This is a genomic window from Allobosea sp. R86505 (genome assembly GCF_042466375.1).
Taxonomy (GTDB): Bacteria; Pseudomonadota; Alphaproteobacteria; order Rhizobiales; family Beijerinckiaceae; genus Allobosea.
Map to the genome: position 1 here is coordinate 4241051 of NZ_JAXHPY010000001.1, position 23617 is coordinate 4264667.

24 protein-coding genes and 1 pseudogene are annotated in these 23617 nt (G+C 68.2%); 19 read left to right on the plus strand and 6 right to left on the minus strand.

What is annotated here, in order from left to right; all coding sequences use genetic code 11:
* Positions 1-2 precede the first annotated feature (2 nt).
* The 5 genes from cydB (at position 3) to mutY (ending at position 6027) form a co-directional block, all read left to right on the plus strand.
* On the plus strand, positions 3-1007 hold the full coding sequence (cydB, locus tag SJY11_RS20480; RefSeq protein WP_376988586.1) for a cytochrome d ubiquinol oxidase subunit II: 1005 nt from the start codon (positions 3-5) through the stop codon (positions 1005-1007).
* Between the two features lie 95 nt (positions 1008-1102).
* Positions 1103-1996 carry a KPN_02809 family neutral zinc metallopeptidase gene (gene ypfJ, locus SJY11_RS20485; RefSeq protein ID WP_376988587.1) on the plus strand — a complete coding sequence of 298 codons (894 nt, stop codon included), beginning with the start codon at positions 1103-1105 and terminating at the stop codon, positions 1994-1996.
* Positions 1997-2408: 412 nt separating this feature from the next.
* Positions 2409-4370, plus strand: a complete 1962-nt coding sequence (locus tag SJY11_RS20490) for a glycerophosphodiester phosphodiesterase family protein (RefSeq protein WP_376988588.1) — start codon at positions 2409-2411, stop codon at positions 4368-4370.
* 119 nt (positions 4371-4489) lie between these two features.
* Complete coding sequence (locus SJY11_RS20495; RefSeq protein WP_376988589.1) at positions 4490-4903, plus strand: GFA family protein; 414 nt, start codon at positions 4490-4492, stop codon at positions 4901-4903.
* A 44-nt stretch (positions 4904-4947) separates the two neighbouring features.
* Positions 4948-6027 (plus strand): A/G-specific adenine glycosylase, encoded by a 1080-nt coding sequence (gene mutY, locus SJY11_RS20500; RefSeq protein ID WP_376989383.1) that lies wholly within the window; start codon positions 4948-4950, stop codon positions 6025-6027.
* A gap of 35 nt (positions 6028-6062) precedes the next feature.
* On the opposite strand, the gene SJY11_RS20505 is transcribed toward mutY, so the two are convergent.
* From SJY11_RS20505 to SJY11_RS20520, 4 genes are all read right to left on the minus strand, one after another.
* Complete coding sequence (locus SJY11_RS20505; protein WP_376988590.1) at positions 6063-6416, minus strand: hypothetical protein; 354 nt, start codon at positions 6414-6416, stop codon at positions 6063-6065.
* Between the two features lie 76 nt (positions 6417-6492).
* A complete protein-coding gene (locus SJY11_RS20510) occupies positions 6493-7557 on the minus strand; it encodes a M12 family metallo-peptidase (protein ID WP_376988591.1) in 1065 nt (354 codons plus the stop codon).
* A gap of 292 nt (positions 7558-7849) precedes the next feature.
* Positions 7850-9049, minus strand: coding sequence for a site-specific DNA-methyltransferase (locus SJY11_RS20515; RefSeq protein ID WP_376988592.1), 1200 nt, complete (start codon positions 9047-9049; stop codon positions 7850-7852).
* Between the two features lie 261 nt (positions 9050-9310).
* On the minus strand, positions 9311-9922 hold the full coding sequence (locus tag SJY11_RS20520; RefSeq protein ID WP_376988593.1) for a ribonuclease HII: 612 nt from the start codon (positions 9920-9922) through the stop codon (positions 9311-9313).
* 111 nt (positions 9923-10033) lie between these two features.
* Here SJY11_RS20520 and SJY11_RS20525 point away from each other — a divergent pair, with 111 nt between their 5' ends.
* The 3 genes and pseudogenes from SJY11_RS20525 to SJY11_RS20535 all read left to right on the plus strand — a co-directional run.
* Positions 10034-10330: a type II toxin-antitoxin system RelE/ParE family toxin gene (locus SJY11_RS20525; protein WP_376988594.1), complete on the plus strand. Its 297-nt coding sequence runs from the start codon at positions 10034-10036 to the stop codon at positions 10328-10330.
* A gap of 7 nt (positions 10331-10337) precedes the next feature.
* Complete coding sequence (locus SJY11_RS20530) at positions 10338-10646, plus strand: HigA family addiction module antitoxin (protein ID WP_069054268.1); 309 nt, start codon at positions 10338-10340, stop codon at positions 10644-10646.
* Positions 10647-10810: 164 nt separating this feature from the next.
* Positions 10811-11692, plus strand: a pseudogene (locus SJY11_RS20535) (translation factor GTPase family protein); the annotation flags it as partial.
* A 13-nt stretch (positions 11693-11705) separates the two neighbouring features.
* Here the strand turns inward: SJY11_RS20535 and SJY11_RS20540 are convergent.
* On the minus strand, positions 11706-12827 hold the full coding sequence (locus SJY11_RS20540) for a PA0069 family radical SAM protein (RefSeq protein WP_376989384.1): 1122 nt from the start codon (positions 12825-12827) through the stop codon (positions 11706-11708).
* A gap of 194 nt (positions 12828-13021) precedes the next feature.
* Between SJY11_RS20540 and SJY11_RS20545 the strand changes: the two genes are divergently transcribed.
* The 9 genes from SJY11_RS20545 (at position 13022) to SJY11_RS20585 (ending at position 21273) form a co-directional block, all read left to right on the plus strand.
* A complete protein-coding gene (locus SJY11_RS20545) occupies positions 13022-13510 on the plus strand; it encodes a hypothetical protein (protein WP_376988595.1) in 489 nt (162 codons plus the stop codon).
* A gap of 43 nt (positions 13511-13553) precedes the next feature.
* Positions 13554-14051, plus strand: coding sequence for a DUF721 domain-containing protein (locus SJY11_RS20550; RefSeq protein ID WP_376988596.1), 498 nt, complete (start codon positions 13554-13556; stop codon positions 14049-14051).
* Between the two features lie 107 nt (positions 14052-14158).
* Positions 14159-14779, plus strand: coding sequence for a DsbA family protein (locus SJY11_RS20555; protein WP_376988597.1), 621 nt, complete (start codon positions 14159-14161; stop codon positions 14777-14779).
* A 162-nt stretch (positions 14780-14941) separates the two neighbouring features.
* On the plus strand, positions 14942-18397 hold the full coding sequence (locus SJY11_RS20560) for a chromosome segregation SMC family protein (RefSeq protein ID WP_376988598.1): 3456 nt from the start codon (positions 14942-14944) through the stop codon (positions 18395-18397).
* 229 nt (positions 18398-18626) lie between these two features.
* The gene (locus SJY11_RS20565; protein ID WP_305691207.1) at positions 18627-18977 is read left to right on the plus strand and encodes an AtpZ/AtpI family protein; all 351 of its coding nucleotides are present in this window, start codon (positions 18627-18629) and stop codon (positions 18975-18977) included.
* A gap of 46 nt (positions 18978-19023) precedes the next feature.
* Complete coding sequence (locus SJY11_RS20570) at positions 19024-19785, plus strand: F0F1 ATP synthase subunit A (protein ID WP_376988599.1); 762 nt, start codon at positions 19024-19026, stop codon at positions 19783-19785.
* Between the two features lie 61 nt (positions 19786-19846).
* Positions 19847-20074 carry a F0F1 ATP synthase subunit C gene (locus SJY11_RS20575; RefSeq protein ID WP_043231023.1) on the plus strand — a complete coding sequence of 76 codons (228 nt, stop codon included), beginning with the start codon at positions 19847-19849 and terminating at the stop codon, positions 20072-20074.
* Between the two features lie 167 nt (positions 20075-20241).
* Positions 20242-20784: a F0F1 ATP synthase subunit B family protein gene (locus tag SJY11_RS20580; RefSeq protein ID WP_376988600.1), complete on the plus strand. Its 543-nt coding sequence runs from the start codon at positions 20242-20244 to the stop codon at positions 20782-20784.
* Positions 20785-20796: 12 nt separating this feature from the next.
* Complete coding sequence (locus SJY11_RS20585; RefSeq protein ID WP_376988601.1) at positions 20797-21273, plus strand: F0F1 ATP synthase subunit B family protein; 477 nt, start codon at positions 20797-20799, stop codon at positions 21271-21273.
* Between the two features lie 203 nt (positions 21274-21476).
* Here the strand turns inward: SJY11_RS20585 and SJY11_RS20590 are convergent, their stop codons facing one another.
* On the minus strand, positions 21477-22754 hold the full coding sequence (locus tag SJY11_RS20590; RefSeq protein WP_376988602.1) for a L,D-transpeptidase family protein: 1278 nt from the start codon (positions 22752-22754) through the stop codon (positions 21477-21479).
* Positions 22755-22929: 175 nt separating this feature from the next.
* Between SJY11_RS20590 and SJY11_RS20595 the strand changes: the two genes are divergently transcribed.
* Positions 22930-23193, plus strand: a complete 264-nt coding sequence (locus SJY11_RS20595; RefSeq protein WP_376988603.1) for a type II toxin-antitoxin system Phd/YefM family antitoxin — start codon at positions 22930-22932, stop codon at positions 23191-23193.
* A complete protein-coding gene (locus SJY11_RS20600; protein WP_376988604.1) occupies positions 23190-23615 on the plus strand; it encodes a type II toxin-antitoxin system VapC family toxin in 426 nt (141 codons plus the stop codon). The genes SJY11_RS20595 and SJY11_RS20600 overlap by 4 nt, the downstream gene beginning before the upstream one ends.
* Positions 23616-23617: the final 2 nt, after the last annotated feature.

The window sequence follows — 23617 nt, forward strand, 5'->3', positions numbered from 1 at the left end:
GCATGGAATGGTATCTCCCCGTCATCTGGGCCGGCCTGATCGGCACCGCCGTGCTGCTCTATGTCGTGCTCGACGGCTTCGACCTGGGCATCGCGATCCTGTTCCCGACGACGCGCGACGAAGGCGAGCGCGACCAGATGATGAACTCGGTCGCGCCCTTCTGGGACGGCAACGAGACCTGGCTGGTGCTGGGCGGCGGCGGGCTCTGGGTCGCCTTCCCCACCGCCTACGCCATCATCATGCCGGCCTTCTACCTGCCGGTGACGCTGATGCTGCTGGCGCTGATCTTCCGCGGCGTCGCCTTCGAGTTCCGCTGGGTCGCCAAGCCCAGGCACAAGGTCTGGGACCTCGCCTTCTGGCTCGGCTCGACGATGGCGGCCTTTTCGCAGGGGCTGATCCTGGGCGGGATGATCCAGGGCATCACCGTGGTCGACCGGCAGTTCGCCGGCGGGCCCTTCGACTGGTTCACGCCGTTCACCCTGATGTGCGGGGCGGGCGTCGTCGTCGGCTATGCGCTGCTCGGCGCGACCTGGCTGATCTACAAGACGGAAGGGCGCGTCGCCGAGCGCGCCCGTTCACAGGCGAAGGTCCTGCTGCTAGGGCTTCTGGCCTTCGCGCTCATCGTCTCGCTGTGGACGCCCTACGCCCATCCGCGCATCGCGGAGCGCTGGTTCACCTGGCGCAACATGGCGCTGCTCTGGCCGTTCCCGGTGCTGACGACGCTGTGCGGCTTCCTCGCTTGGCGGCGCCTGCACGGCCGGCACGAGTTCACGCCGTTTGCCCTGACGATCGCGATCTTCGTACTGTGCTTCCTGGGGCTGGCGATCTCGAACTACCCCTATCTGGTGCCGCCGGACCTGACGATCTGGGACGTCGCGGCGGCGCCCTCCTCGCATGTCTTCGTGCTGATCGGGGTGACCTTCCTGCTGCCGATGATCCTGTTCTACACGGCCTTCGTGTACTGGACCTTCCGCGGCAAGGTGAAGGCCGACAGCGGCTATCATTAGGCGCGGGAACCGGCGGTTCCGCCGGCCGTTCGATGGTGGCTTGAGTCCGGCGCGCTCTGCGTAGAGATTGTCGGCAGGCTCACGGGGACGACGCCATGCAGTGGGAAGACTATCGCCAGTCCGACAATGTCGAGGACCGGCGCGGCAGCGGCGGCGGTGGCGATTTCGCCGGGCTGCCGGGCGGCCGCGGGGGCTTGGGTATCGGCACCATGGTCGTGCTCGGGCTGGTGGGCTGGGCGCTGGGCATCGACCCGCGGCTGCTGATCGGCGGGGCCGAACTCATCGGCGGCATCGGCGGCCGCCAGGCCCCGACGCAGGAATCGCGCCCGTCCTCAGGGCCGCCCAAGGACGAGATGGGGCGCTTCGTCTCGGCCGTGCTGGCGCAGAACGAGGACGTCTGGACCAAGCTTCTGCCGCAGCAGGCGAACCGCCGCTACGAGCCGCCACGGCTGGTGATCTTCGACCGGGTCTCGAGTTCGGCCTGCGGCACCGCCCAGTCGGCGATGGGGCCGTTCTACTGCCCGCCCGACAAGCGCGTCTATCTCAACCTCTCCTTCTTCCAGGAGATGCAGCGCAAGCTCGGCGGCGGCGGCGATTTCGCCTATGCCTATGTGATCGGCCACGAGGTCGGCCACCACATCCAGAACCTGCTCGGCATCCTGCCCAAGGCCAACCAGTTGAAGCAGCGCGCCTCCGAACGCGAGGCGAACGCGATCTCGGTGCGCGTCGAACTGCAGGCCGACTGCTTCGCCGGAGTCTGGGCCCACAACATCCAGGCGATGGGGCGCATCGACCCGGGCGACATCGAGGAAGCCATGCGCACCGCCGCCGCGATCGGCGACGACATGCTGCAGAAGGCCTCGCGCGGGCAGGTGGTGCCCGATTCCTTCACCCACGGCTCCTCGGCGCAGCGCCAGCGCTGGTTCAACACCGGCTTCCGCACGGGCTCGATGCAGGCCTGCGACACCTTCAAGCCCGCGCAGGTTTGAGGCCGGCAGGCTGTCCGCCTCCGACCATGTGGGCCCTTCTGTGCTCGCGGCCGGTCAAATGACGCACGGCCTGTCAGCGCTCATCGAGAGCTGCCTGCGCCCACTCGCTTCCTGCGGTCGACAACCCCACTGCCGGTTTGACAATGACGGCACCGACGGCCGCGGGAAGCGTGTTGCACGGCTGGTCCCATGCCGAAGCTCGCGCGCTCCCGGCACAACCGTCGACATGACCTTAAGTCATTGATCCGGCTTATTTTTTTGATTCCGGCCTCGTCAGAAAATTGTTAACAATCTGTTACGGGGGCCACTTAGCGAGCTGGATGTGGAGCCGCTGATGCGGCCACGCAGCTCGGCACATCAGCTCCGTCGCCCTGTCGACGACGCGCCCCGGCCTATGCCTAAGGACCATCCCATGTCTGACATCACGATCTATGGACATCGCGGCACGAACCCTTATCCCGATCACTCGCGCGAATCTCATCTCTGGGCCGCCAACTGGGGCGCGGATTTCATCGAGCCGGATCTCTGGCTGACCAAGGACGGCGTGCTCGTCGTCAGCCACGACAACCACAACTACTCGAACCTGACCTATGCCGAAGCCAAGGCCGCCGAGCCCGCGCTGCAGACCTTCGGCGAGGTCATCGAGCTGGTGAAGGCGATGTCGATCGAGACCGGTCGTTCGATCGGCATCATCCCCGAAACCAAGAGCACCACCTACGCGACCAGCGAAGCCGTCATCAAGGAGCTGATCGCCCATGACTTCCTCGATCCGACCCGGGTCGTGATCCAGAGCTTCGCCTCGGCCAACCTGCAGATGCTGCACGATACGATCATGCCGCAATATGGCGTCGATCTGCCGCTCGCCTTCCTCGGCTACAGCATGGCCAATCTGGCACAGGTCGCGACCTATGCCGACATCATCGCTCCCCATCAGAGCGTCATCACGGCGGCCGGCGTCGCCGCCGCGCATGCGCTGGGACTGAAGGTGGTTGGCTGGACCGTCATCGGCACCGAAGCCCAGATCCAGCAACTCATCGACATGGGCGTCGATGGCGTCTTCGTCGACGAGACCAACACCGGCCGCACGAGCCTTGGCAACCTGAACGGCATCAAGGTTGTCTATGGGACGGAAGGTGACGACGACGTCGCGGGCACTGCCGGCGCCGACCTGATCTACGCGATGGCAGGTGACGACACGATCGACGCCGGCGAAGGCAACGACGAGGTCTATGGCGATGGCGGCGACGATGTCGTCGAGGGCGGCGCGGGCAACGACACGCTGTTTGGCGGCGCCGGCGACGACGCGCTGAGCGGCGGCGAAGGCGACGATGTCCTGGCCGGCGGCGTCGGTGACGACGAACTCGACGGCGGCGACGGCATCGACACCGTCTCCTACCAGGCCGGGCTCAGCGACACCGCCGGCGTCACGGTCAACCTCGCCAACGGTACCGCCGATGGCGACGAATCCGGCTCCGACACGCTGATCGGGATCGAGAATGTCATCGGCGGCACCGGCAACGACACGCTGATCGGCGATGACGGTGCCAACATGCTCGACGGCAGCGCCGGAAACGACACGATCGACGGCGGTGCCGGCGACGATGTCATCATCGGCGGCGAAGGCAACGACGTCATCGACGGCGGAACCGGCTTCGACACGCTCAACCTGTCGGGCGCGACGGGCGCGATCAGCGTCGACTTCACGGCAGGCACGGCCAGCGGCGCCGGCATCGGCACGGACAGCTTCGTCAATATCGAGAAGCTGGTCTTCGGCGCCTGCGACGAGATCGTCTCGGGCGGCAACGGCGATGAGGCGCTCGATGGCGGCGCCGGTAACGACACGCTCAAAGGCGGCGCCGGCAGCGACAGCCTGTGGGGTGGCGCCGGCAACGACACGCTCGACGGCGGCTCGGGCGATGACGAGGTCTTCGGCGGCCTCGGCAACGACGTCATCAAGGCCGGTTCCGGCGTCGATCTGGTCGAAGCGGGCGAAGGCGACGACGTGGTCGATGCCGGCTCGGGCAACGACATCGTGCGCGGCGGCGGCGGCAATGACTCCCTCGATGGCGGCTCGGGCAACGACCGTCTCGAAGGCGGCGCCGGCACCGACAGCCTCACCGGCGGCTCGGGGCTGGATGTCTTCGTCTTCACGCCGGGCTTCGGCAAGGACACGATCGCCGATTTCCGTACGACCGGCTCGAGTGCCGACGCGCTGGAATTCGACGCCGACATCTTCGCTGACTTCGACGCGGCCATGGCGACGGCCGAGCAGATTGGCGGCGACACCGTGTTCACCATCGACGCCGATAACACCCTGACGCTGAAGGGCGTCGCGCTCGCCAGCCTGGCGCAGAACGACTTCCACTTCGTCTGACCGAGGCGCCACCCACCGAGACAGGACGGGGCGCTCGACCGGGCGCCCCGTCCATCTGCTGCGACCGGAGCTCCTGTCCGATTGTTGCAAACCCGGTATCATCGACGTGAAGAAGGTCGATGGCGATGGTGACGATGACACGCTTGGGTGGCTGCAATTGCGGGCAGGTCCGCTACACGCTCGAGGGCGAGCCGACGCGCACCGGGATCTGCCATTGCGAAGCCTGCCGCAAGGAATCGGGCTCGGCCTTCTCCTTCTTCGGGTTCTGGCCGCGCGCGGCGGTGACGTTGTCGGGCGAGCTGAGCGGCTGGCGCAGCCGGGCGGGCGAAGACCGCTTCTGCCCGCGCTGCGGCTCCTCCCTGTTCTGCTTCGACGACAATTCCGACGAGATCGAGATCAAGCTCGGGACGCTGGACGGCGGGCCGAGCATGATCGCGCCCGGCTACGAGCTCTGGACGATCCGTCGCGAGCACTGGCTGGTGCCGGTCGGCGCGGCCGAGCAGCATGAGCGGGACCGGCTGAAGCGATCGTGAGGCGGCCGACCGTTGCCGCGCCCGCGCCACCGTCTATAGAGCGGGTGATGCGCCCCGCCGCCGCCGATCTCCTCGCCTGGTACGACCGCCATCGCCGCGCCCTGCCCTGGCGCGCCGGGCCGGGCGAGCGGCCCGATCCCTATCGGGTCTGGGCGTCGGAGATCATGCTGCAGCAGACGACCGTCACGGCGGTCAAACCCTATTTCGAGCGCTTCATGGCGCGGTTTCCCACCGTGCAGGCGCTGGCGGAGGCACCGTCGGAGGCGGTGATGCAGGCCTGGGCCGGGCTCGGCTATTATTCCCGCGCCCGCAACCTGCATGCCTGCGCCATCGCCGTCGTCGCCGCGCATGGCGGGCGCTTTCCCGACACTGAGGAAGGCCTGCGCGCCCTGCCCGGCATCGGCGCCTATACGGCCGGCGCCGTGGCGGCGATCGCCTTCGACCGGCCGGCGGCGGCGGTGGACGGCAATGTCGAACGGGTGATGACACGGCTGTTCGCGATCGAGGATCTCCTGCCGGGCGCCCGCCCGCTGGTGCGCGAGCGCGTGCTGACGATGATGCGGCAGGACAGGCCCGGCGATTTCGCGCAAGCGCTGATGGATCTCGGCGCCACCATCTGCACGCCGCGCAACCCCGCCTGCGGCCTGTGCCCCTGGCGCGAGCCCTGCCGGGCGCTGGCCGAGGGCACGCAGGAGAGCTTTCCGCGCAAGGCGGCGAAGAAGGCCGGCGCGGTCCGCAAAGGCGCGGCCTTCGTGCTGCTGCGCGAGGACGGCGCTCTGCTGCTGCGCACCCGCCCGCCCAAGGGCCTCCTCGGCGGCATGGCCGAGGTGCCGACCAGCGAGTGGAGCGCCGATTACGAGCTGGACGGCGCCTGGCAGGATGCGCCGGTGGTGACGCGCTGGGAGCAGATTGCGCCGCCGGTACGCCATGTCTTCACGCATTTCCCGCTGGAGCTCACCGTGTTCAAGGCGAGCGCGCCGGCCAGGACACAGGCTCCGGCAGGCATGCGCTTTAAGCCCCTCGCCGCGCTGGGCGAGGAGCCGCTCTCGGGGGTGATGGTGAAGGTGCTGGAAGTCGCGGGACTGAACGGCGGGAGGCCGACGGCCGGCAATGGGTTTCCATAAGACATGCCGGCTTGAGGGTGGCCGAACGTCCGGCGTCATTCTTTCGGATAGGCGACGCCTTTCTTTCTCTCGCGGGCGTGAAACTGTTGTTCGGCGATGCCGTGCAAGACCTTGGAGCTGATCTTCAGCTCGCCTTTGGCCCAGGTCACCGCGGTGCCGTCTTGCGTGACCGTGGCCCGGCCGAAAACCTTCCGGTCCTGGAGCGACGCAAATTCCGACCCCGTCGCGGTGATCGTTGGGCCCATATCGACGATGATGCGCCCACCGTCGCGTCGGTCGATCAAGAGCGTGGCGGGCGCACGGGTTCGAACCTTGGCCAACAAGGGGGCATTCAGGAGCTCCGGCTGATTCAAGCCTTGCGGCGGCTGTGCGCGAGATGGGTCATTCATGGCCAAGCTCATCCCTGCTAGCGCCAGACGGAGATAGATGTGAGCCGATGAGCGCCGCATCGATGCCCACCGCTTCTTATGGAACCGGGACCGGCGCGAGCCGGGTGAGCGATGGGGAGAAGTCGCTCGGCGTGCAGGGTGTCCCGGCTGTGGTGAACCACACCGCGGCAGCACGTTGCCAGGGCGTCGCATATCTGAGCCGCAACTCGTTGCCGGTGGCCATGATTTCCGCGCCGTTGGGATCCGTCGCCACGCAATAGGGCGTCGCAGGTGTGGTGGCTTCGCACGCATGCGTGAAGCCGAGATTATGGCCGATCTCGTGAATGGCCGTATTGAACGGCTTGGTCTGGTTGACGTAAGTGCCGACGGGATCGTCCTTCAGATCGGCATCGTCCAGCAATCGCGATTCGGACCGGAAGGCCCCACCAGTGGCGAGGCCCGTCTTGGCGACCCTGATGATCTGATGAGCCGCCCCCGGCGGCGAAAGAGTGCATTTCAGCACGCAATGAAGGTTCACACGACGTTTCCCGCCCGCACCATCTCCGACTTCGAGCTGATGGAGGCTGGCGGGGGTGGACAGCCAAAACTTCTCACTCCATGCCGACTCGATCTTCTTCTTGAATTTCGCCGTCCAGCCATTCCAATCACTGCCCCATTTCTGGGCGGGGAAACTGGTGCCGCTGAAGTCCGAGACAGGTCCGGCGGCCACCGGAATGAGCGCGACTTTCCAGTCGATGACGACCGAAGCATTGTAATTGGGGCCAATTCCTTTCGTGTCGACATAATAATTGAACGTCATGCCACGGATAGGCGGCCTGTTCACAGATTTGACCTTGCCCTTGACTTCGATCTTGAAGCGATCCCAGACGTAATTGGTATTGGTGTCGACGGCCGTTATCTCGGTCGCTCCTTCGTCCATTCCAACGATTTCGTACCACGCGATTGCGTTGTTGGAGCTCTCGACGGCTTCTCGCTTCGTGATGCGTGCCCTCGAATTGCTGGCCCGGACATCGATCCAGGACTGGGTATCCTTGAAGCCGACGCGGATGGACGTACCCACCGCGATCGATTGGGTCACTCGTTTGACGGCGGGCGGAGCTGCCTGGTGCGGGTTCCCGACGAACTTCACGAAGTGCGGCATCGCCCTCTCCTTCGAACATTGGCTCAACCGCCGCGAGCCGGCGGGCTAGTCCGTCGGGGTCCGCGCCCTGACGCGAGGCGGTGGGCGGTCGGCACCGGCCGATGCCACGCCCGCACGACGCTGCTCGGCGTTTCTGGAAGGACGGCCCTCTCCAGCCACCCTCGACGCGCCTCTCCACCGCGACTTGCGCGCCAGACCCCTGTCCTGGCTGAGGTGAGGCTAAGTCAACGCGCGGCACGTGCCGTCATCCGAACGGATGACAGGTGGCCGGCTCGTGGGAAAACGCCGCGCCTCAGGCCGCCGCCATCTGCGCGCGGATTTCGCCACGCAAGGTGTCGAGCAGCATCAGGGCGCCGTCGCGCTCGACATGCCAGAAGGTCCAGCCGTTGCAGCTCGGCAGGCCCTGCGCCAGTGCGCCGATCTTGTGGATCGAGCCCACCGCCGGGTCGAGCAGCAGCGTCCCGTCGGCGCGGATGATCGCCTTGTGGCGACGCTTCTCGTCCGTGACGGTCTCGCCCGCCTTGACCAGCTCGGCCTCGACCAGAGCGAGGAAGGGCACGCGCGGCTCGCTGCGCTTGGAGGGCGCGGTGGCGAAGGCTTCCGGCGGGAGCGGCGTGATCGCGGCGATGCGCTGGCGGGCGGCCTCGGCATAGCCGGGATCGCGCTCGCAGCCGATGAAGCGGCGGCCGAGCGCCTTGGCCACCGCGCCGGTGGTGCCGGTACCGAAGAAGGGATCGAGGATCACGTCGCCGGGGTTGCTGGCCGAAAGCATGACGCGGGCGAGCAGGGCCTCGGGCTTCTGCGTCGGGTGGACCTTGGCACCGCTGCCGTCCTTCAGCCGTTCCTCGCCGGTGCAGAGCGGCAGATACCAGTCCGAGCGCATCTGCAAATCGTCATTCCCGCCCTTCAGCGCCTCGTAATGGAAGGTGTATTTGGAAGCCTCGCCACGCGCCGCCCAGATCAGCGTCTCATGGGCATTGGTGAAGCGCCGGCCGCGGAAGTTCGGCATCGGGTTGGCCTTGCGCCAGACGATGTCGTTCAGCACCCAGAAGCCGAGATCCTGCAGGATCGAGCCGACGCGGAAGATGTTGTGGTAGCTGCCGATGACCCAGAGCGCGCCGTCGGGCTTCAGCACGCGGCGGCATTGCGCCAGCCAGGCGCGGGTGAAGGCGTCGTATTCGGCGAAGGACGAGAACTTGTCCCAGTCGTCGTCGACGGCATCGACGAGGCTGTCGTCGGGCCGGCGCAGATCGCCGCCGAGTTGGAGATTATAGGGCGGATCGGCGAAGACGAGATCGACGCTGGCCGGCGGCAATGCCTCGAGCGCAGCCACGCAGTCGCCGAGCAGAATCTGGTCGAGCGGCAGTTCGACCGGCAGGCTCGCCGGCTTGATCCGGGGTGCCTTGATCGGTGACTGCAGCGCGGGCCGTCCGGTACGCGAAACTTGAATCCGGACGGCGGCGCTGGTGGTCCCGGTACGCAAAATACCCATGACGCCCCAAGACCGTTACGCAACTTGAACAGTCGCGATATTGGCCAGTCAGGGTAAAAGCCGGGTTTCCGCGCTGAAAAAAATGCGTCTCATTCTGGGGCTGCAGTTTTTGCCCAGCCCCTTGGCGGATATGGGGAATTGCTAAGGGGAGGTTAAGGCGAGAGGGCGCACGCAGAGTCATGCTCGGGCTCGACCCGAGCATCTCATCGACGAGATTCTCGGGTCTGCGCTGAGCTTCGCCCGAGAATGACGGCTCCGTGCCTAACGCCGCCAGACGCCCTTCACCGGCGCGAAGGAATAGCGGTGCTCGGGGCACGGGCCGTGAGCCTGAAGGGCGGCGCGGTGGCGTGGCGTGCCGTAGCCCGCATGGAGCGAGAAGCCATAGGCGGGATAGCACGCGCAGAGCCGCGCCATCATCGCATCGCGGGTGACCTTCGCGACGATCGAGGCCGCGGCGATCGAGGCGATCTGGGCATCGCCGCCGATGACGCAATCGCAAGGGCAGCCGAGCTTCGGCGGATCGTTGCCGTCGACCAGCACGCAGGCCGGCTGCAGCGCCAGCGCCGCCACCGCGCGCCGCATCGCCAGCAGCGTCGCCTGGCGAATGTTGATGGCGTCGATCTCGACGGCGGTGGCGCTGGCGATGCCGATGGCGAGCGCCGATTGCGCGATCAGCGCGAACAGCTCCTCGCGCCGCGCCGGCGTCAGGTTCTTCGAGTCGTCGAGCCCGTCCGGCACCGCCTGCGGATCGAGAATCACGGCCGCCGCCACGACGGGCCCGGCCAGCGGCCCGCGCCCGACCTCGTCGACGCCGGCGAGCGGCCAGAGGCCGTTCGAGATGGCCTGCGTCTCGCGATAGAAATGGGCGGTCATGGGCCGGGCTTATGGCGCAGAGGCGGCGCGCGCAGCAAGGGCTTCGGCCCGATCGTCGCAACCTTGAAGACTGTCCCATCACATGGTACATATCTTCAGGCGGAGGAAGGCATGATCGTCAGCTTTCGGGATGACTGGCTGCGTGCCTTCTTCGTCGAGGATGTCCACGCGAAACAGATTCCGCCCGATCTCGAGACACGCCTGTTCCGGAAGCTGCAGATGATCGACGATGCCGTCACCGATTCCGATCTGCGCGTGCCGCCGAGCAATCATTTCGAGAAGCTGCGCGGGGCGCTGGACGGCCTGCACAGCATCCGCGTCAACCAGCAGTGGCGGCTGATCTTCGCCTGGGACGGCCGTCGCGGCGAAGCCCGCGGCGTCTATCTCGACGACCACAGCTATCGATAGGTGGGCCATGCTGACGACGAAACGCAAGCCCGCCACAGTCGGTGAAATCCTGGTCGAGGAATTCATGCGGCCGCTGGGGCTGACGCAGATCCGGCTGGCCCAGGCGATGGGCGTGCCCCGCAAGCATGTCAACGAACTCTGCCGGGATCGCCGGGGTCTCACGGCTGCGACGGCGCTGATCCTGGCACGCGTCTTCGGCAACTCCGCCGAGTTCTGGCTCAATGTGCAGCGACGGACCGATCTCTGGGAGACACTGCATTCGCCCGAGGAGATGGCGCGCATCGAGCGGGCGCGGCCGCTGGAGGTCGCGGCTTGATCACAGACACCGTGGGCGAGCGTCGTCGAACAATCGCAATCACACCTTGTTTCTCTCCGACTTGAGAATCAGGTCGCGGCGCAGCTCAGTCGGGGCGGCGATGAATTGTTGCTGAAACGGCCTTGTGAGGCATCTTGGCAATGCAGCACTCAGCTTCGCCTCTAGAACCTATCATCGTGATCGCGGTCGAGCCGAAGTCCAAGGCCGACCAGGAGAAGCTGGGCCTGGCTCTGGCGAAGCTTGCCAACGCCGATCCGGCCTTGCACGTCTCGATTGATCCCGAGTCGGGACAAACCATCCTCGGCGGGCAGAGCGAGTCTCATCTGGGCGACGTGATCGACGCGTTGGGGGACGACTTCGGCCCCTTCTTCAACATCGGCGCGCCGCAGGTGGCCTATCGCGAGACGCTGACGAAGCGCGTCGAGATCGACTACGTCCACAAGAAGCAGACCGGCGGTACGGGCCAGTTCGCCCGCGTCAAGCTGGTCGTCGAGCCCAACGAGACCGGCAAGGGCTTCGCGTTCGAGTCGAAGATCATCGGCGGCGCGGTGCCGCAGGAATACATCCCGGGCGTCGAGAAGGGCGTGAACTCGGTCATCTCGTCGGGCGTGCTCGCCGGCTTCCCGGTCGTGGACGTCAAGGTCTGGCTGGTCGACGGCGCCTTCCACGAGGTCGACTCGTCGGCTCTGGCCTTCGAAATCGCCTCGCGTGCCGGCCTTCGCGAAGGTCTGCAGAAGGGCGGCTCCGTGCTGCTCGAGCCGATCATGAAGGTCGAGGTCGTGACCCCGGAAGACTATACCGGCTCGGTCATCGGCGACCTGAACTCGCGTCGCGGCCGCGTCGAAGCCCGGCTGAGCCGGGGAGCCGACGTCGTCATCGTCGCGACGGTGCCGCTCTCGTGCCTGTTTGGCTACGCCAACCAGTTACGCGCCCTGACCGAGGGGCTTGCGACCTTCACGATGTGCTTCTTCCGCTACGACATCGTTCCTTCGATGCCTGACGGCGGCGAGCCGCCTCCGGCCGTTGCCGCCGCGTTGCGTGCCTGACGAAGCGCTCCCCTCAAAACAGGCTCAGTTGCGCCTTCTCCCGCTCCGGTTTGAGAAAGAGGTCGCTGCGCAGGCGCGTGCGGGCGCCGTTGAAGCCCAGTCGCTCCGCCGCCATCTCGAAGCGCCGGCCGATCATCCAGGCGTAGGGGCCGGAGCCGACCTGGCGCTGACCCCAGGCGGCGTCGTAGTCCTTGCCGCCGCGCGTCGAGCGGATCAGCGAGACGACATGGCGCAATTTGTCGGGGTGATGGGTCAGGAGCCAGTCCTGCACGAGGTCCTTCACCTCCAGTGGCAGGCGCAGCAGCACATAGCCCGCCTCGCGCGCACCGGCCGCCTTCGCGGCATCCAAGATGCGCTCGATCTCGTGCTCGTTGATAGCCGGGATGATCGGCGCGACCAGAACGGTCACCGGGATGCCCGCGTCGGACAGCGCCTTCACCGTCTCCAGCCGCTTGGCCGGCGAGGCGGCGCGCGGCTCCATGCCGCGGGCGACCTTGGGGTCGAGCGTGGTGATCGAGATCGCGACCTTGGCCAGCCCCTTGGCCGCCATCGGCGCGAGGATGTCGATGTCGCGCTGGACCAGCGCCGATTTGGTGACGATGCCGACGGGGTGGTTGAACCTCGCGAGCACCTCCAGGATCTGGCGCATGATGCGCAGCTTCTTCTCGATCGGCTGATAGGCATCGGTGTTGGTGCCGATCGCGATGGTGCGCGGCTGGTAGGACGGCGCCGACAACTCCTTCTCCAGCAGCAGCGCGGCGTCGGGCTTGGCGGTCAGTTTGCTCTCGAAATCGAGCCCCGGCGAGAGGCCGAGATAGGCATGGCTCGGCCGCGCGAAGCAGTAGACGCAACCATGCTCGCAGCCGCGATAGGGGTTGATCGAGCGGTCGAACGAAATATCTGGGGAATCATTCTTCGTGATGATGGTGCGCGGCTTCTCGACCGCGACCTCGGTCCTGAAAGCCGGGAGTTCGCCGAGCGAACCCCAGCCGTCATCCTCGCTGATGCGCTGCTCGGCCTCGAAGCGGCCGCCGGGATTGATGGTGGCGCCACGGCCGCGGCGGCGCTCGGGATCGATGCGGTGGCCGGCATAGGCGAGCGGATCGACCGGCGCGACGCGCGCCGAGACCGACATCGGGCCGGCACCGGCCTGTTTCAGCGGCTGGGCCGAAATCGGCCTCGAAGAGGGCCTGCTCTGGAGCATGGCGCTGAACTTCCCTGGAAAATCACCGGGAATCGGCGATTTCTGCGTCGTTTAATGTGAACATAAAGGGAACGAATTGCAAGTGACAGGATTGCGACATGCTGCGCTGCGACATAAGGAGGCGCATGCTCACAGCCGTCATACGCAGCGCCGGCTCGTCGGAGGCTCTCGCGGCCACGTTTTCCGTCCTGATCCCGGCGGTGGCCGACGGGTTCCTCGGCCATGCCGTGGTTCTCGACGCCGCGGGCGAGGCCACGATCGAACGGCTCGCGGACGCAACGGGGGCGAGCTATCTTCGCGCCGGCAGCACGGACAGCTGGCCAGCGGGCGCGGCCCAGGCGCGCGGGGACTGGCTGTTGCTGCTCGAGGAAGGCGATGTGCCGCAGGCTCACTGGCCGCAGGCCGTGGAGCGCCATCTGCTGCTCGCCCCGGGCCGGCCTGCCCTGATCCCGCTGCGCGGTTTCGCGCAATCGCTGCGCGAACGCGCCGGCGTCTCCTTCGGGCCGCACCGGCTGCGGGCGGGCCTCGTCCTGCCGAAGAGCCACGCGCTGTCGGGCCGGCTCGGGGCGACACCGCAGCGCCTGGCGGTGGGGCGCGAGCGGGCGGCGGGCTGAGCCGGAGGCTTGCGCCAGCGCCCGCGCACCCGCACAATCGCGCATGGCCGTCAAATCCCTCGCAGACCTGATCGACGATCTGCTGGCGCCGGCGCTGGCCGCGCAGGGCTTTGCCGGCCGGGCCGTCGTGGCGCTCTGGCCGGAGATCGTCGGCGAGCGGCTGGCGGCGCGCTCGCGCCCGCTCAAGATCGACTGGCCGCGCCGCCGGCCGGCCCCGGGCGAGGCATCCGAGCCAGCGACACTGGTGGTGCGGGTCGAAGGGGCCTTCGCGCTCGACATGCAGCAGCTCGCGCCGATCGTGATCGAACGCGTCAACACCCATCTCGGCTGGCGCGCGGTCGGCAAGCTCGTGCTGAAGCAGGGACCGGTGGACGCACCGGTCGCGGCAGTCGCACGCCGCCCGACCGATCCGGCCCTGCTGGCGCGCATGGAGCGCCAGGTCGCCGGCGTCGAGGGCGAGGCGCTGCGGGCCTGCCTCGCGCGGCTGGGGGCCCATGTCGCGGAGCGCGCAGCGCGGCAGCATTCCGACACAGCTTCGTGAGGGATGGGCGGCGGCGCGGTGACGATCTTGCCACAATCATCCGCGCCTCTATAGGACCGGCAATCGGGCTTCGTCCCACGACACGCGCATTTTCAGGAACCAAGACGATGACGAACAGGCGACAGCTTCTGACGGGCACAGCCGGACTCGCGGCCGCCGCGATGCTGGGCGCGCCCGCGGCGCAGGCCCAGGCCGACCTCACCACGCCCAGCCCGCTCGGCGATGTCTGGATCGGCTCGCCGGACGCCAAGGTCACCATCATCGAATACGCCTCGCTGACCTGCGGCCATTGCGCGACCTTCCACAAGGACACCTGGCCGGCGCTGAAGGCGAAGTACATCGACACCGGCAAGGTGCGCTTCACGCTGCGCGAATTCCCGCTCAACCCGCTGGCGACGGCGGGTTTCATGCTGGCGCGCTGCAACGGCAACGACAAATATGTCGCGATGACGGACCTGCTCTTCGCCCAGCAGAAGGTCTGGGCCTTCACCGACAAGCCGGTCGATGCGCTGTCGGCGATGGTGAAGCAGGCCGGTTTCACACAGGATTCGTTCGAGGCCTGCTTGAAAAGGCAGGATATCTATGACGCCGTCACGGTCGTGAAGGATCGTGGGGCCAAGGCCGGTGTCGACTCCACGCCGACCTTCTTCATCAACGGGCAGAAGCGTTCAGGTGCGCTCTCGATCGCCGAATTCGACAAGATCCTCGAGCCGCTCCTGGCGGGCTGAGGGCATTCGCCCTTGCCGACCCGACCTCCACGTCATCCCGGTCGCAGCGAAGCGGAGCGCCGGGATCCATCATAGAGAACTGCGCTCTACGATGGATCCCGGATCGGCGCGGCTGCGCCGCTTGTCAGGGATGACGGGCGCGGATGTTGCAGGGGCGCGGCGATGCAGCTGACGCGCCTCAGGCTCACCGGCTTCAAGACCTTCGTCGAGCCGACGGAGTTCCTGATCGAGCCCGGCCTGACCGGCGTCGTCGGCCCCAATGGCTGCGGCAAATCCAATCTCGTCGAAGCCCTGCGCTGGGTGATGGGCGAAAGCTCGTTCAAGAACATGCGCGGCTCGGGGATGGACGACGTCATCTTCGCCGGCTCGAACGAGCGCCCCGGCCGAAACATGGCCGAAGTGGCGCTGACGCTGGACAACAGCGACCGCAAGGCCCCCTCCACCTTCAACGAGACCGACGTGCTCGAGGTCACCCGCCGGATCGAGCGCGAGGAAGGCTCGACCTATCGCGTCAACGGCAAAGAGGTGCGCGCGCGCGACGTGCAACTGCTCTTCGCCGATGCCGCGACCGGCGCCCGCTCGCCCGCGCTCGTGCGGCAGGGCCAGATCTCCGAGATCATCTCCGCCAAGCCGCAGTCGCGCCGGCGCATCCTCGAGGATGCGGCCGGCATTGCGGGCCTCCACAGCCGCCGCCACGAGGCCGAGCTGCGGCTGCGCGGCGCCGAGGAGAACCTCACCCGCCTGGAGGACGTGCTGGGCGAGATCGACGGGCAGATCGACTCGCTGCAGCGACAGGCGCGGCAGGCCTCGCGCTATCGCAGCCTCGCCGCCGACATCCGCCGGGCCGAGGCGACGCTGGCGCTGATCGCGCATCATCTGGCACGTGGCCAGGAAGCGGACGCCGAACGGGCGCTGGAGGCGGCGGTGCGCCTCGTCGCCGAGCGCACCGGCCTGCAGGCGGAAGCCGCCCGGCACCAGGCCGTGGCAGCGCATGGGCTGCCGGGGCTGCGCGAGGGCGAGGCGGCGGCTGCAGCGGCGCTGGTGCGGCTGAAGCGCGGTCTCGACGAGCTGGAAGCGGAGAACCGGCGCGCCCGGCAGCGGGCCGAGGAGCTCGACCGGCGCCTGGCCGAACTCCAGGGCGATCTCGGCCGGCAGGAGAGCGTGGCGCGCGACGCCGCCGAGAGCCTGGCGCGGCTGGCGCAGGAGGATGCGGCGCTGGCGCGCGAGGGCGAGGGTTCGGCCGGCAGCGCGGACGCAGCCGCGGCCGTGCTGGCGCAGGCGGAGGCCGCGCTTTCGGCGGCGGAGGCGGACCATGGCGCCGCGCAGGGCGCGCTGTCCGAGCTCGCGGCGCGACGCGGCGCGCTCGAGCGGGCGCTGCGCGAGGGCCGTGAGCGCGAGGCGCGGGCGCAGCAGGAACGCGACCGGCTCCTGCGCGACCAGGCCGCGCTCGACGCCGGCAGCGCCGCGCTGCCGCTGGAGCCGCTGCAGACCGCCGTCGCGGCGGCCGAGGTTGCGCTGCGCGAGGCCGATGCCGCGGCCGCACGGGCGCGGGCGGCGCTGGCTGCGTCGCGCGAGCGCGAGACGCAGTTGCGGGCGCCGCTGGCCGAGGCCGACCGCGCCGCCCAGGGGCTCGACACGGAGATTCGCACGCTGCGGAAGCTGCTGGCCCCCGCGAGCGGCGACCGCTGGCCGGCTGTGCTGGAAGCGCTCAGCGTGGCGAAGGGCTACGAGGTCGCGCTCGGCGCCGCGCTCGGCGACGATCTCGAGGCCGCCACCGACGCCGCCGCGCCGAGCCACTGGCTCGACACCGGCGGCGGCGAGACGGACCCGGCCCTGCCGGCGGGCGCCGAGCCGCTGGCAGCGCATGTGCGCGGGCCGGCGGCGCTGCGGCGGCGCCTCGCCCAGATCGGCGTCGTCGCACGCGGCGACGGGCCGCGCCTGCGAGCGCTGCTGCAGCCGGGCCAGCGGCTGGTGTCGCGCGAGGGCGATCTCTGGCGCTGGGACGGCCTGACCGGTGCGGCCGAGGCGCCCTCCCCCGCCGCCCGCCGGCTCGCCGAGAAGAACCGCCTCGGCGATCTCGAACAGGCGGTCCAGGCGGCCCAGGCGGCGGCGGCCAGCGCCCGGCAGGCCCTGGAGTTCGCGACCAGCGAGGCTCGGGCTGCGACCCAGGCCGAGGCGGCGACGCTCGAGGCGGCGCGGCTGGCCCGCCGCGCGCTCGACCAGGCGCGCGAGAGCCTCGCCGCCGCGGAGCGCAAGGCCGGCGAGGTCGCCGCGAGGCGGTCGGCGCTGAGTGAGGCGATCGGCCGCCTCGGCCAGACGATGGCCGAGGCTGCGGCCCATGCCGCGACGCAGGACCGGGCCCTCGCAGAACTCCCGGCCTCGGCCGCGCTCGAAAGCCGGCTGCTCGAGGCCCGCGTGGCGCTCGGCGAGCGGCGGATCGCGGCGTCCGATGCCCGCGCGCGGGTGCAGACGCTGAAGCGCGAGGCGGAGCTGCGCGTCCAGCGCCGCCAGGCGATCGCCGCCGACACCGGCGCCTGGCGCGAGCGGGCCGCGCGCAGCGGCCAGACCGCCGAGGAGACGCGCCGGCGCATCGAGACGGTCACCGCCGAGCGGGCCACGCTGCTGGAGGCGCCCGACACCTTCCTGAGCGAGCGGCGCCGGCTCGTCGCCGAGATCGAGGAGGCGGAGACGCAGCGCCGCGCCGCGGCCGATCGTCTCGCCCAGGGCGAGGCGGCGCTGGCGGAGGCCGACCGGGAGGCACGGATCGCGCTGGAGGGGCTGGCTGCCGCGCGCGAGACACGGGCGGCGGCCGAGGCCAAGCGGGAAGCGGCGCGCCAGCGCGTCGCCGACGTCGCCCGGCAGATCGAGGAGGGGCTGGAGACCAGCCTCAACCGGCTGGCGACCGTCGCCGGGCTGAAGGCCGGGGACACCCCGCCGGCGCAGGAGGAGGTCGAGCGGCGGCTCGCCGGGCTGAAGGCCGAGCGCGAGCGGCTCGGCGCCGTCAATCTGCGGGCCGAAGACGAGCTGACCGAGATCCGGGGCAAGCGCGAGGGTCTGACCGCCGAGCGCGACGATCTCAGCGAGGCCGTGCGCCGGCTGCGCCAGGCGATCAGCGCGCTCAACCGGGAGGGGCGCGAGCGCCTGCTCGCCGCCTTCGAGATCGTCAACGGCCAGTTCCAGCGGCTTTTTTCCGTGCTGTTCGGCGGCGGCATGGCCGAGCTCAAGCTGGTCGACGCGGAGGACCCGCTCGATGCCGGGCTCGAGATCTTCGCCCGCCCGCCCGGCAAGAAGACGCAGGTGATGACCCTGCTCTCGGGCGGCGAGCAGGCGCTGACCGCGACCGCGCTGATCTTCGCGGTGTTCCTGACCAACCCCTCGCCGATCTGCGTGCTCGACGAGGTCGATGCGCCGCTCGACGACGCCAATGTCGAGCGCTACTGCGACCTGCTCGACGAGATGGCGCGCGAGACGCGCACGCGCTTCATCCTGATCACCCACAATCCCATCACGATGGCGCGAATGGACCGGCTCTTCGGCGTGACGATGGCCGAACGCGGGGTCAGCCAGATGGTCTCCGTCGATCTCGCCACGGCCGAGCGCATCCGGGACGCGGTCTGAGCGCTGAAAAAAGGCCACAATCGCCTTCGCAATGCGGCAAGAATGCCGGTTTTCTCCGAATTTATAAGCTTTCCAATGCCTTAGGCGGCTTCGGCCTGCCTTGACAGCATCCGGGGCGGGCAATAAAGGAGGCCGTGCTGACGACGGCTCGATGCGCGGGGCGCGGACAGGGATCGTGTGGCTTTTTGCAGGATCGTGTGACCATCACGATCATGGAGGAGCTGCTGCCGTGACCGAACCCGACAAAAACGCCTCAGACTCGGAGTTGCGCGCAAGACTGGGTTCCCTGAAGGCCGCTCTCGGGCGGGCTGAAGGGAACGAAAAGCCGGGCGCGAGCCCGGCCGGAGAGGACGGCGCCATGGCTGGCGCGATGTCCTCCGGCTTGCGCGCCGCGACGGATCTCGCAGGCGGCATCATCGCAGGCGCCCTGATCGGGATGCTGGCAGACCGGTGGCTGGGAACCTCGCCGTTCCTGCTGATCATCTTTCTGGTGATCGGGGCCATGGCTGGGCTGCGCTCCGTCTATCGGCTCGGTTCGCGTCCGACCTCCGGGTCGAAGGGCAGCGGGACGAAAGACTGACCGAGGCTGGCGGCCGCAAGGCCGCACGACAAGGGACTGAAGCGACATGGCGGCTGGCGGCGGAATCGATCCGATCCACCAATTCGAGATCAAGCCGATCATCGGCTTGCGGCCGTTCGGCCTCAACCTGTCCTTCACCAACGCCTCGCTGCTGATGGTCGCGATCGTCGGCGTGATCTCGGCGATCATGATCTACGGCTCGAGCCAGCGCTCGGTGGTTCCCGGCCGGCTGCAGTCGTTCGCCGAGATGATCTACGAATTCGTCGCCTCCACCGTCACCGGCGTGATGGGCAAGGAAGGCATGAAGTTCTTCCCGCTCGTGTTCTCGCTGTTCATGTTCGTGCTCTTCGCCAACATGCTCGGCATGATCCCGGGCTCCTTCACCGTGACCAGCCACATCGTCGTGACGGCGGCCTTCGCCTTTCTCGTGATCGGCACTGTCCTGGTCTACGGCGTCGTCAAGCACGGCAGCCACTTCTTCGGCCTGTTCGTGCCGTCCGGCGTGCCGGGCTGGCTGCTGCCCTTCATGGTGCTGATCGAGGCGGTGTCCTTCGTCTCGCGGCCAATCTCGCTGTCGCTGCGCCTGTTCGGCAACATGCTCGCCGGCCATATCGCGCTGAAGGTGTTCGGCGGCTTCGTCGTCGCGCTGCTCGCCGCCGGCGGCGCCGCGACGATCATCGCACCGCTGCCGCTGCTGCTGGCCGTGGCACTCACCGCGCTCGAATTCCTCGTCGCCTTCCTGCAGGCCTATGTCTTCGCGATCCTGACCTGCGTCTATCTCAACGACGCTCTGCACCCCGGCCACTGAGCCAGGCAGAGTTCGCGAGACCATCCCACCCGCCATCACCTTTTCACACTGGAGAAAGACCATGGATCCCGTTGCAGCCAAGTACATCGGCGCTGGCCTCGCCTCGCTCGGCATGGGCCTCGCCGCCATCGGCGTCGGCACCATCTTCGGCAACTTCCTCTCGGGCGCGCTGCGCAACCCCTCGGCGGCCGACGGCCAGTTCCCGCGCGCCTTCATCGGCGCGGCGCTCGCCGAAGGTCTGGGCATCTTCGCCTTCGTCGTGGCGCTCGTCCTGCTCTTCGTGGTCTGACGCGCCTCGACCGCCCGCCTTCCCGTCGCGCCCTCGGGTCCCCTTGCGGGACCGGGCGCGACTTTTCGATTTCCTTCGCTGAAAGGCAGCCCATGCCGGTTCGATCTTCACGGTCCGTCAGGCAAGGTTGGGCCGGCTTCGTAGCCTCCGGGCTGACCGCCACGCTCGTGGCCGGGGCCGCCCAGGCCGCGACGCCGCCCCTGAGCGGCGAGAAGGCCGCCTTCCCTCCCTTCGACGTCGCGACCTTCCCGGGTCAGCTGTTCTGGCTCGCGATCACCTTCGGCGCGCTCTACTGGCTGATGTCGACGATTGCCCTGCCGCGGGTCGGCGCGATCCTCGAGGAGCGTGCGGGCACCATCGCGCGCGATCTCGACAACGCCGCCAGGATGCAGGCCAAAGCCGAGGAAACCGCGCTCGCCTATGAGGCGGCGCTGGCCGAGGCCCGCAAGAACGCCCAGGGCATCGCCCAGGCCTCGCGCGACGCCGGCGCCAAGGCCTCCGAGGAGCGCCGTCACGCCGTCGAGGCCGAGCTTGCGACCAAGCTCGCTACGGCCGAGGCCACCATCGCCGCCACCAAGACCAGCGCCATGAGCAATGTGCGCGGGCTCGGCAGCGAGGTCGCGATCGCGATCGTCGAGAAGCTGACCGGCCAGGCTCCGAGCGCCACCGAGGCGTCCGAGGCGGTCGATCAGGTTCTGGCACGCGGCTGAGGAGACATCGTCATGGATACCGTCTGGGTCGGCGTCGCCTTCGCCATCTTCTTTGCCATCCTGATCTATTTCGGCGTGCCGAAGGCGATCGTCGCGGCGCTCGACGCGCGTGGCGAGAAGGTCGCCCAGGAACTCGCCGAAGCGCGCCGCCTGCGCCTCGAAGCCGAGAAGCTGCTCGGCGAGTACGAGGCCAAGCGCAAGGCCGCGGAGACCGAGGCCGCCAGCATCGTCGCCGCCGCGAACGACGAGGCCAAGCGCCTCGCCGCCGAGGCCGAGGCCAAGCTGAACGACTTCGTCGCGCGCCGCACCAAATCGGCCGAGGAGAAGATCGCACTGGCCGAAAGCCAGGCCGAGGCCGAGGTGCGCGCCGCTGCCGCCGAAGCGGCGACCAAGGCCGCCGAACTGATCATCCGCTCGCAGGTGGGCGGCAAGGCGGGCGACACGCTGTTCGCCGCCGGGCTGAACGAGGTCAAGGCCAAGCTCAACTGAGCTTGAACGACCGTCCGGTTCAGCCGGCGATCAAGGCGGGCGGACAAAGGGCGGGCCTCTGCCCCCTTCCCCTTCCAAGCACAATAAAGAACGCCGCAGCCTCGGGAGGCTGCGGCGTTCTTCGTTTCCGAAGTGTGAGACGCCGGTTGCCGCCCCTTCGCCAATGCAGGGGACTTCTTTGTTCAACGGGCCATAGCGGCCCGTCAGTTCGCAGCTGTCCGCGTCGGCGGCCTCGGGACGGGCCCCCGCATCGAAGCCTGCGGCGCCGCCGGCCTGGGCGTCGTCGCCCGGGGCTCGCCGGCGCCGATCACCTTCGGCTTGGGCTTGCGCGGCTGGATGGTGGAGGTGACGATGCCCTGCGGGGTGTCCAGCCCGTAGATGTCCTCGCGGAACTGGACCATGCCATCCGCCCCCTGCCAGCCGGTCAGATAGACCCAGGCGACCGGCACGGATTTCTTCAGAGGGATGTTCTTGCGCTCGCCCTTGGCGATCTCGGCCTCGATCGCCGGCAGCGTCCATTCCGTGCCCTCGAGCAGCCAGGCGCCGAGATCGCGCACGCCCTCGACACGGGCGCAGCCCGAGGAATTGAAGCGGACATCGTTGCGGAAGAGCGACTTCTTCGGCGTGTCGTGGAGGTAGATGGCCTCCGTGTTGGGCATGTCGATCTTCATCTGCCCGAGCGCGTTGTCGGGGCCGGGATCCTGCCGCACGGTGAAATAGGGCGACGACAGCGTCGCCCAGTTGACAGTCGCCGGGTCGATCTCGCGGTTCTCGGCGCCGAGCAGCTTCATGTGCGACTTGGCGAGAAAGCCCGGATCCTTGCGCATATGCGGGATGATGTCGGCCTTCACGATCGAGGTCGGCACCGTCCAGGTCGGGTTGAGATTGACCGAGGTGATGTTGGCCTGCAGCACCGGCGAAGGCCGGTCGGGCCGGCCGACGATGGCGAGATGGCGGCGCTGGACGAGGCCGTTCTCCACTGCCTCGACGCTCGCGCCGGGGATGTTGACCACGACATAGCGCTCGGCGAAGGAGAAGCCGTTGCCCTTGAGCCGCTCCAGCGTCGCAGTGAGCTGGTTGAGGCGGACCTCGACCGGTGTGTTCAGCGCTTTCAGCGTCAGGCGGCCGACCGTCCCGAGATCCGACAGGCCGTGGCGGATCTGGAAGCGCTTGACGGCCGCCACGACGCTGGCGTCGTAGACGTCCCCCGACAACGCCTCGGCTGGCAGATCGCCGCTCAGCACCAGGCGCTGCTTCAGCGCCATGACCTCGGGCCCCTGAGCGTCCGGCTTCAGCGCGGTGATGCCGGCGGGCACCTTCGGCCAGCCGCCGCGGATGGCGATGTCCTCATGGGCGATCAGCGCCTCGAGGGTGCGATCATAGGTGTTGGGGCCATAGCTGGGCTCGTTGGCCCGCGCTCCAAGACCGCCCAGCAGAAGCGCCAGGGCGGCGACGGAGGCTTTGACGAAACGCACGGACATGGACGTGATCCCACACAGCGCCACAGACGCATAGCGGAAGCATCCCTCGCGCATGGTCAAGGAAGGCTTAAGGCCGCGGCGGGATTTGGTTTCGGAGTCTTGCTGGGGAGTCTTGTCGCCTCTCCCACTGGTGACTACCATGACCATCTAGGTCATTTACTCGTAGGAGGCACACGTGACCGTAGCTGTGAACCACCTCTGGAGCGTCGCCGCGGCAAAGGCACGATTCTCCGAGTTGATGGAGAAGGCGGCGAATGAGGGTCCGCAAACAGTGACCCGCAACGGGAGACCGACCGCCGTTGTGGTTTCTGTCGAGGAGTGGGAACGCAGGACGACCCGCAAGGGGACCTTCGCTGACTTCCTGCTCAATTCGCCCTTGCGCGGTTCCGGAATTGACTTGACGCGTGACGATCAGCCACCGCGCGATATCGATCTGTGACCTTCCTGCTGGATACGAACGTCATCTCCGAGGGCGAGAAGCCGGCGCCAAATGCCGAGGTCATCCAGTTCCTGGCGCAGGTGAACGAAGACAGCCTCTCCCTCAGCGTCGTCACCATGGCCGAACTCCATCGCGGCCTGGCGCTGATGGACAGCGGCCGCCGTCGTGACCGGCTGGCGCACTGGATCGAAACGGAACTGCCCTCCCGCTTCGGCGAACGACTGCTTCCCTTCGACCTGCCAACGGCGGCAGCTTGGGGTGACATCATGGCCGCGTCGCGTCGCGACGGCCTGAACCTCCAGATGATGGACGCCATGCTGGCGGCCACCGCCGTGGTTCATGGGTTGACCCTCGTGACGCGAAATGTCCTGGATTTCGCACGGCTCGGGTTGCCGATACTAAACCCCTGGGAGGGCGTCTGACG